The following is a 13,655-nucleotide window of genomic DNA, read 5'->3' as shown; positions in this document are numbered from 1 at the left end:
CAGGCACAATGGTGGGGTGACCCAGCCTGTGACGCTCGGTGGACGGCCTCTGATGCCGCCGCCCGGCACGCCTTCGGAGGAGTTGCTGATCGCGCGCTTCCGGAGCCACGCGCGGCGCCTGTTCTGGTCTGCCGTCGTGCTCATCGCGGCGTTCGGGGCCACCGGCTACTTCTTCGGCAACCTGCCGGAGGGGTTCGAGGACTGGATGCTCCTCGCCGCCGCCGGGGCGTTGGTGCTCTTCGCCGTCGTGCTGCCGTTCATCATCTGGTACTCCCGGACCACCACGGTCACCACCAGACGGGTCATCGCTCGTCAGGGGCTCGGAGCCCGGAGTCGTCATGAGATGTCCCATGCGCGCGGCTACACCATCGCCGTGCGTCGCGGTCCGCTGCAGCGCCTGTGGGGCTCGGGAACCATCATCCTCTCGAACGGTGTCGATGCTCCCCTCCGACTGCCCAACGTCCCCAACGTGACCCTCGTGCACGAGACGCTCGCAGACCAGATCGAGGTCGGGCAGATCCTCGCCCATCGCGACGCACAGGCCGTCGGCGACTGAACCGCGCGTCGACGGCGGCGGGTGCACGGTAGAGCTGCACCATCGCGCCGCCATATCCGCAACCTGTCGTGCGCGCCATGATCGGTGAGCGAGAATGGGAAGGACGAATGGAGGCGGCACATGGCGCTGCGTGTGGGCGTGATCGGCGGAGGACAGCTGGCACGGATGATGATCGCTCCGGCGGTCGAGCTCGGACTCGATCTGCGAGTGCTCGCCGAGGATGAGGGGATGTCCGCAGGGCTCGCGGCCACGGCCGTCGGCGACTATCGCGATCTGGAGACCGTGCGCGCATTCGCGGCCGATGTCGACGTCGTCACCTTCGACCACGAGCACGTTCCGCAGGATGTCCTTCGTCAGCTGGTCGACGGCGGTGTGGTCGTCCACCCCGGACCGGACGCGCTGCAGTACGCCCAGGACAAGATCGTGATGCGCAGGCGCCTCGCGGAACTCGGAGTGCCTCAGCCCGAATGGGCTGTGGTGCGCACGGAGCCCGAACTCCAAGCCTTCCTGGACGAGCACGGAGGCGCCGGTGTGGTGAAGACGCCACGCGGCGGGTACGACGGCAAGGGTGTGCGCGTCGTGCGTGCGGCCGCGGAGGCGCAGGACTGGCTGGTGGCGCTCGCCGAAGGTGACGCGCTCCTCGTCGAGGAACTCGTCCCGTTCGTGCGTGAGCTCGCGCAGCAGGTCGCGCGTCGCGCCGGTGGCGAGATGGTCGCGTATCCGGTGGTCGAGACGGTGCAGCGTGACGGCGTGTGCGCCGAGGTCATCGCTCCCGCTCCCGCTGCGACGGAACGACTCGCGGAGGTCGCCGAGGGGATCGGCCGCGCCATCGCCGAGGGGCTGGGGGTGACCGGGATGCTCGCGGTCGAACTGTTCGAGACCGACGACGAGCGAATCCTCGTGAACGAGCTCGCGATGCGTCCGCACAACAGCGGGCACTGGAGCCAGGACGGTGCCGTCACCGGCCAGTTCGAACAGCACCTGCGCGCAGTCGCCGACCTTCCGCTCGGCAGCACTGCACCGCGGGCGCCCTGGTCCGTCATGGTGAACATCCTCGGGGGACCGGCTGAGGGCACCATCGAGGAGCGGTTCGGTGCGGCGATGGCTGAGCACCCGCAGGCGAAGATCCACACGTACGGGAAGGCTCCGAGGCCCGGCCGCAAGGTCGGTCACGTGAACGTCGCTGATGCGGACCTCGACGATGCGGTGTACGTCGCGCGCGCCGTCGCCGCCCACTTCGACTGAGCAGCGGACGGTAGGGCCTGATCCCGGAAACATGCGGGACCAGAGGTGTGCCGTTCGGGGAATCTCACAGCACCAGACCGTACCCTGATCTGGTGACTGAGCCACTGCACTCCTCCGCCGCACCTCTCGTCGGCGTCGTGATGGGATCCGACTCCGACTGGCGCGTGATGAGCGACGCATCTCAGGCCCTCACGGACTTCGGAGTACCGCACGAGGTCGAGGTGGTGTCGGCGCACCGGACCCCCGACAAGCTCATGTCGTACGCGCGCGACGCACGCTCCCGCGGCATCCGCGTCATCATCGCCGGTGCCGGGGGAGCTGCTCACCTTCCCGGGATGCTCGCTTCGATGACGCCGCTACCCGTGGTGGGAGTGCCGGTGCCGCTCGCCTTCCTCGACGGCATGGACTCGCTCCTGTCCATCGTGCAGATGCCCGCAGGTATCCCGGTGGCGACGGTCTCCATCGGCGGAGCCCGCAACGCCGGTCTGCTCGCCGCACGCATCCTCGGGACCTCGGATGTCGCGCTCGCGGATCGCGTCGAACAGTATGCCCGCGACCTCGAGGCGCAGGTCGAGGAGAAGAACGAACGGTTGAAGGGCTCGCTGTGACCCTTGCGCCTCCGCGCGCATCACAGCGCCCGCTCATCGAGACCCGGCCGCTACGGCACCCGGACTCCGCCGACCCCGGCGTGATGACCAAGCGCGGCTGGTGGCTGCTCGTGATGAACCTCCTGGTGCCGGGCTCGGCGCAGGTCGTCGCGGGCAATCGGCGACTCGGTCGATTCGGGCTCGGCGCCACCCTTCTCGCCTGGTTCCTCGCGATCGTCACGATGGCGCTCGCCCTGTTCGCCCGTCCCGTCCTGCTGTGGCTCACGATCGGTGGGGGATTCTTCTCCACCGTGGTCCTGACACTCGTGCAGGCGCTGCTCGTCGGCTACGTCGTGCTCTGGGTGGTGCTGACGTTCGACACGTTGCGCATGGTGAGGCTCGTCAAGCTGCCCACCGCGTCCCGGCTCGCAATCCCGGTCGTCGCGCTGGTCCTCCTGGGACTCGTGGGCGGCGGGGCAGCTTATGCGGCCACGGCCGTGGGGTCCGTCCGCAACACCATCGGATCGATCTTCGGTCAGAGCGGTCCCAGCGTCGCACCCAGCGACGGCTATTACAACATCCTCCTCCTCGGAGCGGACAGCGGCGACGGTCGTGACTCGATGCGCTTCGACAGCATCTCTGTGGTCTCGGTGAATGCCGACACCGGTGCCGTGACGATCACCGGCATCCCGCGAGAACTCCCGAACGCACCGTTCAGCGACGGCAGCCCGATGCAGGAGCTGTATCCCGACGGTTTCGAGGGGCACGGCTCCTCGACCTGCGGTTGGAACGGGTGGATGAACCACGTACGCAACGCCGCAGAGGTCTGCCGGGAGGACGGCGGCAAGGGGCTCTACCCCGACGCCGTCGCCAAAGGCTCGGAACCGGGCATCGAGGCCACGAAGGACGCCGCAGAGGGAGTCCTCGGGATCGAGATCCCGTACTACGTGTTCGTCGACATGCACGGGTTCGCTGAGCTCGTCGACGCGCTGGGTGGGGTCGAGATCAACGTCACGGAGCGCCTGCCCAAGGGCGGTCCGCCCGAGGGGTGGACGGGCAGCGATGTGAACGAGTGGGCCATCGGGTGGATCGAGCCCGGCAAGCAGCGCATGGACGGCGACACGGCGCAGTGGTACGCCCGCTCGCGGTACACCACCAGCGACTGGGATCGGATGAAGCGTCAGCGGGAACTGCAGGCGGCCATCCTCGCGCAGTTCACCCCGCAGACGGTGCTCACACGTTTCAACGAAGTGGCGGCGGCGGGTACGGCGTTGATCAGCACCGACCTTCCCTCCGACAAGCTGCCCGAGTTCTTCGACCTGATGCTGAAGGCGAAGGAGCAGCCGGTCACCACGATCGAGCTCACGCCCGATTCGGGCGTCGACGAGCACCAGCCGGACTACGCGTTCATCCGCGACATGATCCAGCAGAAGCTGCACCCCCCGACGGCGACGCCGACGCCCGAGCCCTGATCGAGAGTCCCGGGCGAGGCGTGCTGGACTTCCCACGACGGCCAGGGCGAAGCCGTGTACCCGGGCACCGTCGGCACCGGCGCTCCTGAGCGCACGCGCGACAAAGCCCACGGCCACCTCCCGGAGGAGGACAGCCGTGGGCTTCCGGCGATTTTCCGCCGGATGCACCAGACGACGGTGATCGGAGGGGGAGGGATCACCGTCGTCCAGTCGACCACCGCACGAGGCGGCAGCCGGACCTAGGCGCGCTTGCGGCGCGAGGCTCCCACTGCGACGAGGGCTCCGCCGGCCACCAGAGCTGCTGCTCCGCCGCCGAGGATCCACGGCGACACGTCTCCACCGGTCAGGGCCAGCTCGATGCCGCCCCCGGTGAGGGGAAGCTCGGAGCCCGCAGCCGCGACGCCGGGATCGTGGTCGCAGCTGGCCGCGGCATCGTGTCCGTGCGACACGGTGATGGTCGCGGTGTACGAGCGCGAGCCGTTGAAGGCGACCGCGTAGGAGCCTTCGCCGTCGGACGGCGGGCGGAACGTGAGCGTCATGCTCCCGTCAGCGGCCGCGGTGTTGCCCGAGATCGCCGCCTTCGCGGCGTTGTAGCCGGACACCGCCACGTTGACGTTCTCGGACGGAACGAAGTAGCCGGGGCCGAACACGATCGTCGACGCTTCGCAGATGTCGATGATGGGGTCGCCGACCTTGGCGCCGGGAGGCGTCGGATAGGAATCGGACGACGCGACAGGTGCAGTCGGCGCAGCGGTGGCCACGGTTGGCGCGACGAAGACGAGCGCGCCGGCGGCAAGGCTGATGGCAGCCAGTTTCTTCAGCATGATTTCTCCCCAGAATTTCACGCGGAATCGCCTTTGGACACACCCCTGCATCCAACTGCGTGGCGTCTTCCTGCCCCCACGGCAGGATGACAGACGCCAGATATTCCCCAGTGAGTCGACGATACCCTATCGGGCGGCGAAAGTCACGAAGCGCATCGCAGCGGTTCCCGTGTCGTCTCGGGGGTGTCGATGAGGGGGGTGTGCAGCACCTCGGTGAGTCTCTGCCCTGCACCCGTGCCCTGGAACTCGACGGTGATCGTCGTCGACTCGCCAGGCGCGAGTGACACCTCGTGCTGAACCGCCGAGCGGTCGCCGATCATCGCGGTCTGAACGCCCTCTTCCGCTCCGTCACGATCGATGTGCGAAGGCGTCGCTCCTTCCGGGCCGTACACGGCGATCAGGGTCCGCACCGTGCCGGCGGGCACGCCGTAGAAGCCGTCGGCTGTGACGTAGGTGGGCAGCGAGGTGGCGGCGTCGGCGGGCGCGGTGTTGGTCCACGTCACGCGCACCTGGGTCGTCGGCTGGCCCTGGCAGGTGCCGACCGACGTCGAGAGGGACGCCCTGGTGTAGTAGTCCATCTTCCCGCCGGTCGTGTCGTTCATCAGCACGCCGACGTAGGTCGCATCGCCGGTGTCCGCGGGGATCGTGCCGCCGAGGTCGGAGTCGGCGAGCACGGCCTCCTCATCTTCGTGAGCACTCCAGATGCGGATGCGTCCTTCTGCCGCGGAGTCCGCGAGTGCTCCCAGCAGAGCTCGTGGCTCTGCGCCGGAGAGCGCAGCGCCGAACAACGCCCCTGCGGCCTGCGCGAAGATCTCATCCTGCACCGCGGGGTCGGGGACCGCGGCGTAGATCTGCGAGAGAAGGATGTCGGTGACGTTGTCGGAGCTCGCCGTGAAAGGTCCGAACGTGAGGTCGCCGGTGGCAGCGAGCAGGTGCTTCGCCACGACCGCGTCGACGGCGACGACACCGTCGACGGTTCCGCCGAATCGGCCCTGCCACCGGGTGGCGATCGCGGCACCTGCTTCGCGGAAGTCCGGGATGCTCGTGATGTTCTGCAGATAGCGACCTGGACGGTCCTCGAACAGGGCGGTCGTCGAGTCGCTGAGCGGCAGGGCCGTGTCGAGCGGGGGGAAGTCGCGAGTCGATGCCTGAGTCTGGAGGGTGATCCTTCCGTTCTCGGCGTGCAGCAGCGCGATCGCCCCGATGATTCCGCCCGAGGAGCGCAGTTCCGCATTGTTCTGCATCGCGAGCACGTAGGTACGGGGGCCTTCGCCGCCGAGCATGGTCGGCAGCAGCACGGCAGCACCGTGCAGTGAGCCGACCACCGTCGCGGCTTCGGTGGCGGAGGAACGCATCGTGCGGATGGCATCGGCCAGCGGGGGGAGCGTCGCATCGGCGTCGATGCGACGTGCCTGCTGCTGCGCGGCCGTGAGCGCGGTCTCGGCGGTTCCCAGTGGGCCCGCGATCTCTGCGAACGGTGCGAGGTCGATGGAGCCGCCGGTGAAGCCGAGGCTCGCCAGATCGAAGTCCGCCGCCACGTCGAGGAGCGGCGTCAGCGCGTCGGATGACACGTCGTCGGCGATCTCGGCGATGTCGCTGACGGCACTGAAGTTGGGGCCGACCCATGGCAGTGCGCCGAAAGCGTGCCAGACCGGGTCGGAGGTGAGGTCGTGCGCGGAGTCCGCATTGTGCGCGATGCTCCTGGCGAGGGGCTTGGCTGCGTCGAGGTCACCGGCCGCGATCGCCGCCTTCAGCTGCGCGCTGCCTTTGGCCACCTGCTGAAGATCGCTCACCGCGCCGAACCCTCGGATGGCGACCCAGCCGATCGCGACGACCAGAAGGGACAGAAGAACGCCGACGGTCCACCCGATCCATCGGCGTCGGACGGGAAGTCGACCATCGCTCACTCGAGCATTCAAGCACGAACCTCTGCTGCCGTGGTGGGCGGAAACTGTGCGAACGCTGACATTCGCGCGTCTCCGGCTGTGTGCTCCGCGGGGGAGAGGTATGGCGAGGATAGCCTGGGGCCATGGGTGCTCGGCTACGCGTTGTTCTGGATCAGCTCGCGAGCGTCGTCGATCCCGACCACGCCGAGGCAGCGGTCGGGCTGGTCGGCGGTCTGGTCGCCACGGCGCCGTCGGGATGTGCGGTCGATGCGATCGTCCCCGCAGGTGCTTCCGTGCCGGTGGCGGGGATCGCCGACGTGCGCACGCTCGCCATGGGCCGGCGTGAGCTCGCCGCGGCCTGGCAGCTCGGCATCGCCCCCGGTGTCGGCGGAGGGCTCATCCACTCGCCGACCCTGATGGCGCCGCTCGTCAGACACGACCGGCTGCACGACAACGATCAGACGACCGTCACGGTGTGGGATCTGCGTGCCTGGGACGCTCCGGAGCAGTTGTCCAAGGGGAACGTTGCGTGGCAGCGCGGCATGCTCAGACGTGCCGTGAGACACGCCGACGCCGTGGTGGTGCCCTCTCATGCCGTCGCCGAGAGACTCACCGAGATCGCGAAGCTCGGCGACCGCATCCGCGTGATCGCAGGTGCCCCGCCGCAGGGTTTCGGCGGTGCCGCCGAGGGTGCCGCTCCCCGCGGTGCACTGTCGCCGACCAGCGGGTACCTGGTGCTCACAGGGTCTGTCGCCGAAGCGGCGGAAGGCTTCCGCGGAGCGGTGGCGGCCGGTCTCGATGCCTTCGTCATCGATGCACCGGAGGGATCCGAGCCCCGCTACGTGGAGGCGGCCTCCGCCTCGGGACTCCCGGAGCGCCGTGTGCATGTGCGAGGCGCCCTCTCGGCCGAAGACCGTGCTGGTGTCCTCGAGGGTGCCTCCGTGTATGTGGCCGCCGACGCCACGGCAGGATGGCCCTGGCGTGCCGTGGAGGCGATGACGCTGGGACTGCCGGTCGTCGCCGTCGACAGCGGTTCGCATCGTGATGTCATCGCCGACGGCGGGCGGATCGTCCCCGTCGATGCGATCGCGGAGGCGGTCGAGGATGCGGCAGGCGGATCCGCCGAACGCCTCAAGGTGCTCGCGTCCGATCGGTCGCGAGCCTTCTCCTGGGCGAGTTCAGCCGAACGCCTCTGGGGACTGCACGCGGACCTCTGAATCAGGCTCGCATCAGTTCGACGGCGTCTTTGCTCGGACCGTCGAAGTGCACCTTCCCGCCCTTGAGCAGGATGCCGCGCTCGCAGAGATTCGACACCATGTTGAGGTCGTGGCTCACCACGACGAGGGTCTTCCCCTGCGCGTGCAGCTCTCGGACGCGGGCGAGGCACTTCTTCTGGAAAGGCTCGTCGCCCACCGAGAGGATCTCGTCGATGAGGAGCACATCCATCTCGGTGTGGATCGCCACGGAGAAGGCCAGGCGCAGGAACATCCCGGAGGAGTAGTGCTTGACCTCGGTGTCGATGAACTTCTCGATCTCGCTGAAGGCGACGATCTCGTCGTAGCGAGCCTCGGTCTCCTTCTTGCTCATGCCGAGAATCGCGGCATTCAGGAAGATGTTCTCCCTGCCGGAGAGATCGGGGTGGAACCCGGCGCCGACCTCGATGAGTCCGGCTACTCGACCACGCGTGAGGGCGGTGCCGGTGTCGGGCTCGAGCACTCCGGAGATCAGCTTGAGCATGGTGGATTTGCCGGAGCCGTTGAAGCCGAGGAGTGCGACCGACTCGCCCTCGCCGATCTCGAACGACACTCCGTCGAGCGCGTGGAAGTTCGTCGTGAGCGGCTTGCGGCGGATGGCAGCGAGGGCTGTCTCCTTGATCGAATGCGTGTGACGAAGCTTGAAAGTCTTGTGCACGTCGTCGATCACGACGCGGGGGAGCGTCTGGGTCAGAGGCTCAGAGATCTTGGGCAAAACGGCCCTCCAGTCGGCGGAAGACGAGCTGGCCGATCACCAGCGCGGCGAGAGACGTCACGAGGGCGATCAGCCCGTACATCCAGAGGTCGGGGAGTGGGGAGGCGTTGTCGGGGCCGAGGGGGAACCAGATGCCGTAGTGGAACAGCTCGACGGCCGCCGTGATCGGGTTCAGTCGGTAGAGCACGAAGAGCCACTCCGGTGCGACGCTGGCCACCTGCGTCCACTCGTACATGACGGGCGACGCCCAGATCGCGACCATGACGATGATCTCGACGAAGCTCTGCGCGTCGCGGAACGTGACGTTGATCGCGCCGAAGAACAGCCCGAGACCACTCGCCAGCACGGCGATGATCACCAGCGAGAGCACGATCGCGGCCACCGACGCCAGGGAGGGCGCCCACCCGAAGAAGAGGGAGATCCCCACGACGACGATGATCTGCGGAACCGTGTTGACGGCGGCGATCATCATGCTCGCGACGGGGAACATCTCACGGGGGAGATAGATCTTCTTGATGAGTGCTGCATTGTCGACGAGGGAGCGGGTGCCGTTCGAGAAGGCCTCGTTGAAGAAGGTGACGACCGTGATCCCCGACAGCAGATAGATCGGGAAGAACTCGACTCGATCGTTCAGACCGAGGAAGACGCCGATGGCGACGAAGAAGACGACGAACTGGACGAGCGGCTTCACGTACGACCAGAGCCAGCCGAAGATCGAGCCCCGGTACCTGATCTGCACTTCCTTCCGCACGATGAGCGAGAGGAGATAGCGCTGTCGGAAGACTTCGAGAAGTCCTCGATTCGCGCCGGGGGTCGTCAACCTCTGCGCCTCGAGCGTGCGAGCCTGTTGCACCGCGGATCCACCTTCCGTATGCGCCGACCGTCTCGCGCGCACCGCAGACAATCATACGAGTGACCGTCCTCGCTGCCTGGCAGGACGATGAACGCGGTGCGTCACCGACGCTGACAGCGATCCCCAGGGAGCGCGTGCACCCCGCTGGTAGGGTGAAAAGCCTCGTGCCTCCGTCGATCCGAAAGCAACCAGTATCCGTGACAGTTCTTCAAGCTCTCGATCAGCCTGCGCTCTTCCGGTTCGCCGATGAGAACACCGGTGCCGGATTGTCCGAACGCGAGCGACGCCTGCTGGTGGGAGCGCTCAACTTCCATTCCCTGATGGCTCCAGGGCGCACGCTTCGCGTCCACCTGTACGACGGCACGCCCGAGACCTTCCCTCGCCTGACCGATGACAGCACGTTCGACGGGATGTCGCGGTTCAACCGTCACCGCCTCGAATCGTTCGAGATCACCAGCACGGTCGCGTCCGAGACCCGTGCTGTCGAGACCTCCGAAGCCCTTTCCACCGCACTGGTGGAATCCACGACGCGTCACCTCCACGTCTCGTCCGACGCGGTTCTCAGCCACGACCCCTACCAGCCGCCGCGCCGTGGGCTCATCGGTGGTCTTGCCCGGCGGGTCAAAGCACGAGCCCCGCTCATCTACGACGACCTCCGCGACCTGGCGCTGCTTCGGCACCGACGGCGTCTGAACACGCCGGTGATTCCGCGGACATACGAGGCCGAGTTCCTGCCCGGCGGCGCTCATGAGGACGATGTCATCGTCCCGGCCGCGCCGGCACCCGAGGGGGCGACGAAGGCCGTCATCCTGGGATTGCACTGGTTCCAGCTCGGCGGCGCGGAGATCTGGGCCTTCGAGGCCGTCAGACTGGTCCGCGAAGCGGGATTCCTTCCCATCGTCTTGTCGAACCGCGCATCGCACCAGCCCTGGATCACGCGAGCCGAACTCGACGGAGCACTCGTGATCCCGTTCTCCGAGCCCACCGTGGATTCGCAGACCCCGGGGATCGAGCAGCTCCTTCGCGCGTTGCTGCGCACGTTCGACGTCCGCGGTGTCGTCGTCCATCACAATCAGTGGCTCTACGACCGCCTGGCGTGGATCGCGGCGTCCCGTCCGGGGATTCCGATCCTCGACAGCACGCACATCGTCGAGTACACCGGTGGCGGGTACCCGCTCAGCAGCGCGATCGCGGCGAACGCGATTTCCACACACCATGTCATCTCGCCGAGTCTCGCGCGGTGGATGATCGAGGTGCAGGGGGTCCCCGCCGACCGGGTCGTGATGGCTCCGCTCGGAGGACTGACGGTCGAACCCAAGGACGCGGTGTTCCGACCACGTGTCGAGGGCGAGCCGTTCACCGTGGCGTTCATCGGGAGGATGGCTCGGCAGAAGGCGCCGGAGGTCTTCGTCGCGATGGCCGCTCGCCTCAAGCGTCAGGGATTCCGGCTCCGGTTCATCATGCACGGCGATGGGGAGCTCGCCGGCTGGGTGGACGACGTCATCGCCGCCGAAGGCATGACGGCCGACATCGTGCGCCGCACTTCGGCGACTCCGGTGACGGAGACTCTCGACGAGGCGCACGTCCTCGTCGTCTCATCGCACAACGAGGGACTCACCCTCACGACGCTCGAAGCGATCACTCACGGTGTTCCCGTCGTCTCGACCGACGTCGGTGCGCAGCGCGATGTCATCCCCGCGGCGGCGCTCGCCCCACGCTATGCGCATCGCGGATCCCGTCGACTCGCAGAACTGGTCGCTCCGCTGATCGATGACGAGACGGCGAGAGAAGCGCTGTGGCGCAAAGAACGCAAAGCAGAGAAGAAGCTGCTGTCGCAGCCGTCCGCGAGTTCGTGGTTCAAGGAAGAGGTGAGCTCGTGGTGAGCGTCGCAGCAGTCGTGGTGACTTTCAACCGACTGGAGAAGCTGAAGACGGTGCTGGCCTCGGTCGCGGCGCAGACGCATCCGGTCGAGACGCTGTTCGTCATCGACAACGCCTCCACCGACGGCACGGCAGACTACCTGGCCGAGCTCGAGCTGGCGGTCCCGTTCGAGGTCGTCACGATGACCCGGAACTCGGGCGGGGCGGGTGGCTTCTCCGAGGGGATGCGCCGCGGCTACGCCTCCGGTGCGGACCACGTGTGGATCATGGACGATGACTGCTACCCGCGGCCGGAGGCGCTCTCCGCTCTGATCGCCGGTTTCGATGGAGCCGTCGCAGAGCTCGGGGGAGACGTGCCCTTCGCATGCTCCGTCGTGGAGTTCACCGACGGCAGCATCTGCGAGATGAACAATCCCGTGCCGACCTGGGACTGGGGTCGTCTCCTCGTCAAAGGTCAGCAGAACGTCATGGTCACGGCATGCTCTTTCGTGTCGGTGCTCATTCCGCGGTGGGCGATCGCCGAGTACGGGCTCCCGTACTCGGAGTACTTCATCTGGTTCGACGACCGCGAATACACCCTGCGCCTCACGAACCGCTGCCCCGGAGTGCAGGTGCTCGACAGCAAGGTCGTCCACGACATGGGTGACAATCGCGGTGTCAACTTCGCGATGGTGGATCGGAAGAGCCTCTGGAAGTTCGCCTACGGCGTGCGCAACGAGGCCTCCTGGCAGCTGCACCACCGTGGGCTGCTGCAGTACCTCGAGTTCGGTGCCCGCCTGTTCGTGAGTCTGCACCGCGGACGGGTGGCTCTCGATCTGCGCGCCAAACTGCTTGCCAAGTGGCTGCGGGGGATCACGTTCAATCCGAAGATCGAGTACCCGGAGAACACCCCGCACTGAACAGGTCCTCTTGGGTGCCGCGTATGCGCCACCCAAGAGGAGCCGTACTACTCAGCCAGCTCTGCGAGGTACGCTTCGAGCGACGCGCGCATGTCAGCCGGCACGAAGCCTGTGGCACGGATCTTCGCGAGATCCAGCACGCTGTTGCTCGGTCGCGGAGAGACCGGCTGTGCCGCCCCCTCGTAGTATTCCTCCGTGGTGACGCCGGTGATGCGTGTCGGATCACTGTCCGTCAGCTCGAAGACGGAGCGGGCGATGTCGGCCCAGGTCTGCGGATCGCCGGCGCCGGTCAGATTGTAGATTCCATAGGCCGGAGCCGACTCGATCAGGTGGAGGATTCCGCGAGCGAGTTCGTCAGCGAAGGTCAGACGACCGCGCTGATCATCCACGACGCGGGGGTCGATCCCGCGCCGTGCGAGCGATGCCATCGTCTTGACGAAGTTGTCGCCGTCTCCGACCACCCAACTGGTCCGGACGATGTAGTGCCGTGGCGCGACCACAGCTGCCGTCTCTCCGGCCGCCTTCGTCATGCCGTAGACGCCGAGCGGAGCGATCGCATCGCCTTCGGCGTACGCATCGTCGTTGGTGCCGTCGAACACGTAGTCACTGGACACGTGCACCAGAGTGAGCCGATGCGCCCTGGCGATCTCGGCGATGCGGCGGACGCCGTCCACATTCGCCGCCCATGCCGTCCGTCGTCCGGACGGCGTCTCCGCATGATCGACCGCGGTGTACGCGGCCGCGTTGATCACCGTCGAGTACTCGCTCCACTCACGCGCACGATATAGCTCCGGGTCGAGCAGATCCAACGTGGTCCGGTCGGTGAACTCGACATCCGTCCTGTCGCTCAGCAGGTCGCGGAGCGCACGGCCCAGCTGTCCGTTGCTGCCGAGGACGAGAGTCTTGCGCGGTGCGACGCGACGCACATCGGCGAGACGCGGGTGGGCGCGATCCTTGTCGCTGACGGCTGCATCCTCGAGGGCGATGGGCCAGTCGATCGCTGCCGTCTCGTCGGCGAGGTTGAGGAAGCTGTACGCGGTGTCCGGCGACCAGTGGTCGTTGACGAGGTAACAGTAGGACGTGTCGACTTCGAGGGTCTGGTACGAGTTCCCGACGCCCCGCGGAACGAACACCGCGACCGAAGGATCGATCTCGGCAGTGAAGACCGCGCCGAACGAAGGGCCCTCGCGCAGATCCACCCACGCCCCGAACACCCGTCCGGTCGCAACGGAGACCCACTTGTCCCACGGCTCCGCGTGGATCCCTCTGGTCGTCCCGATCTCATCGTTGAACGAGATGTTGTTCTGGACGGGCCCGAAATCGGGGAGACCGGCAGCGACCATCTTCTCGCGCTGCCAGTTCTCCTTGAACCATCCACGGTTGTCCCCGTGCACGGGGAGGTCCCAGACCAGGAGCCCCGGGATCGGAGTCGTTGTCGAACCCAGGGTCTTTCCGTACTCAGTCACGACCGATGTCCCCCACCAG

General features: G+C 67.1%; 12 protein-coding genes. 7 read left to right on the top strand and 5 right to left on the bottom strand.

Annotated features, from left to right (window positions below; translation table 11 throughout):
* The first annotated feature begins 52 nt into the window (after positions 1–52).
* The 4 genes from AAY78_RS17345 (at position 53) to AAY78_RS17330 (ending at position 3,860) form a co-directional block, all read left to right on the top strand.
* On the top strand, positions 53–556 hold the full coding sequence (locus AAY78_RS17345) for a PH domain-containing protein (protein ID WP_046749535.1): 504 nt from the start codon (positions 53–55) through the stop codon (positions 554–556).
* A 120-nt stretch (positions 557–676) separates the two neighbouring features.
* Complete coding sequence (locus tag AAY78_RS17340; RefSeq protein WP_046749534.1) at positions 677–1,801, top strand: 5-(carboxyamino)imidazole ribonucleotide synthase; 1,125 nt, start codon at positions 677–679, stop codon at positions 1,799–1,801.
* Positions 1,802–1,941: 140 nt separating this feature from the next.
* A complete protein-coding gene (gene purE, locus AAY78_RS17335) occupies positions 1,942–2,409 on the top strand; it encodes a 5-(carboxyamino)imidazole ribonucleotide mutase (protein ID WP_046749831.1) in 468 nt (155 codons plus the stop codon).
* Complete coding sequence (locus AAY78_RS17330; RefSeq protein WP_046749533.1) at positions 2,406–3,860, top strand: LCP family protein; 1,455 nt, start codon at positions 2,406–2,408, stop codon at positions 3,858–3,860. Before purE ends, AAY78_RS17330 begins: the two co-directional genes overlap by 4 nt.
* A gap of 239 nt (positions 3,861–4,099) precedes the next feature.
* Here the strand turns inward: AAY78_RS17330 and AAY78_RS17320 are convergent, their stop codons facing one another.
* Positions 4,100–4,684, bottom strand: coding sequence for a hypothetical protein (locus AAY78_RS17320; RefSeq protein ID WP_046749531.1), 585 nt, complete (start codon positions 4,682–4,684; stop codon positions 4,100–4,102).
* Between the two features lie 143 nt (positions 4,685–4,827).
* On the bottom strand, positions 4,828–6,591 hold the full coding sequence (locus tag AAY78_RS17315) for a DUF4012 domain-containing protein (protein ID WP_046749530.1): 1,764 nt from the start codon (positions 6,589–6,591) through the stop codon (positions 4,828–4,830).
* Between the two features lie 122 nt (positions 6,592–6,713).
* Here AAY78_RS17315 and AAY78_RS17310 point away from each other — a divergent pair, with 122 nt between their 5' ends.
* Positions 6,714–7,787, top strand: a complete 1,074-nt coding sequence (locus AAY78_RS17310; protein WP_046749529.1) for a glycosyltransferase — start codon at positions 6,714–6,716, stop codon at positions 7,785–7,787.
* A 1-nt stretch (position 7,788) separates the two neighbouring features.
* Here the strand turns inward: AAY78_RS17310 and AAY78_RS17305 are convergent, their stop codons facing one another.
* Together AAY78_RS17305 and AAY78_RS17300 are read right to left on the bottom strand one after the other, a co-directional pair.
* Positions 7,789–8,529 carry an ABC transporter ATP-binding protein gene (locus AAY78_RS17305; protein WP_371861874.1) on the bottom strand — a complete coding sequence of 247 codons (741 nt, stop codon included), beginning with the start codon at positions 8,527–8,529 and terminating at the stop codon, positions 7,789–7,791.
* Positions 8,522–9,391 carry an ABC transporter permease gene (locus AAY78_RS17300; RefSeq protein ID WP_046749527.1) on the bottom strand — a complete coding sequence of 290 codons (870 nt, stop codon included), beginning with the start codon at positions 9,389–9,391 and terminating at the stop codon, positions 8,522–8,524. The genes AAY78_RS17305 and AAY78_RS17300 overlap by 8 nt, the downstream gene beginning before the upstream one ends.
* A 197-nt stretch (positions 9,392–9,588) precedes the next feature.
* On the opposite strand from AAY78_RS17300, the gene AAY78_RS17295 reads away from it, so the two are divergent.
* Both AAY78_RS17295 and AAY78_RS17290 read left to right on the top strand, forming a co-directional pair.
* On the top strand, positions 9,589–11,274 hold the full coding sequence (locus tag AAY78_RS17295) for a glycosyltransferase (protein WP_052748827.1): 1,686 nt from the start codon (positions 9,589–9,591) through the stop codon (positions 11,272–11,274).
* A complete protein-coding gene (locus AAY78_RS17290) occupies positions 11,271–12,170 on the top strand; it encodes a glycosyltransferase family 2 protein (RefSeq protein WP_231589746.1) in 900 nt (299 codons plus the stop codon). The genes AAY78_RS17295 and AAY78_RS17290 overlap by 4 nt, the downstream gene beginning before the upstream one ends.
* A 47-nt stretch (positions 12,171–12,217) precedes the next feature.
* Here the strand turns inward: AAY78_RS17290 and AAY78_RS17285 are convergent, their stop codons facing one another.
* A complete protein-coding gene (locus tag AAY78_RS17285; RefSeq protein WP_046749525.1) occupies positions 12,218–13,636 on the bottom strand; it encodes a sugar nucleotide-binding protein in 1,419 nt (472 codons plus the stop codon).
* Positions 13,637–13,655 lie beyond the last annotated feature (19 nt).

Origin of the sequence: Microbacterium sp. Ag1 (assembly GCF_001005635.1) — a bacterium.
Taxonomy (GTDB): domain Bacteria; phylum Actinomycetota; class Actinomycetes; order Actinomycetales; family Microbacteriaceae; genus Microbacterium; species Microbacterium oxydans.
Note: the sequence above shows the minus strand (reverse complement) of the source record. Positions and strands in the feature narration are given on the sequence as shown.

Bases quoted from the DNA above. Each gene is read 5' to 3' on its own strand.
- AAY78_RS17320 (WP_046749531.1), bottom strand. From the start codon at position 4,684: ATGCTGAAGAAACTGGCTGCCATCAGCCTTGCCGCCGGCGCGCTCGTC.
- AAY78_RS17345 (WP_046749535.1), top strand. From the start codon at position 53: ATGCCGCCGCCCGGCACGCCTTCGGAGGAGTTGCTGATCGCGCGCTTC.
- purE (WP_046749831.1), top strand. From the start codon at position 1,942: ATGGGATCCGACTCCGACTGGCGCGTGATGAGCGACGCATCTCAGGCC.
- AAY78_RS17310 (WP_046749529.1), top strand. From the start codon at position 6,714: ATGGGTGCTCGGCTACGCGTTGTTCTGGATCAGCTCGCGAGCGTCGTC.
- AAY78_RS17340 (WP_046749534.1), top strand. From the start codon at position 677: ATGGCGCTGCGTGTGGGCGTGATCGGCGGAGGACAGCTGGCACGGATG.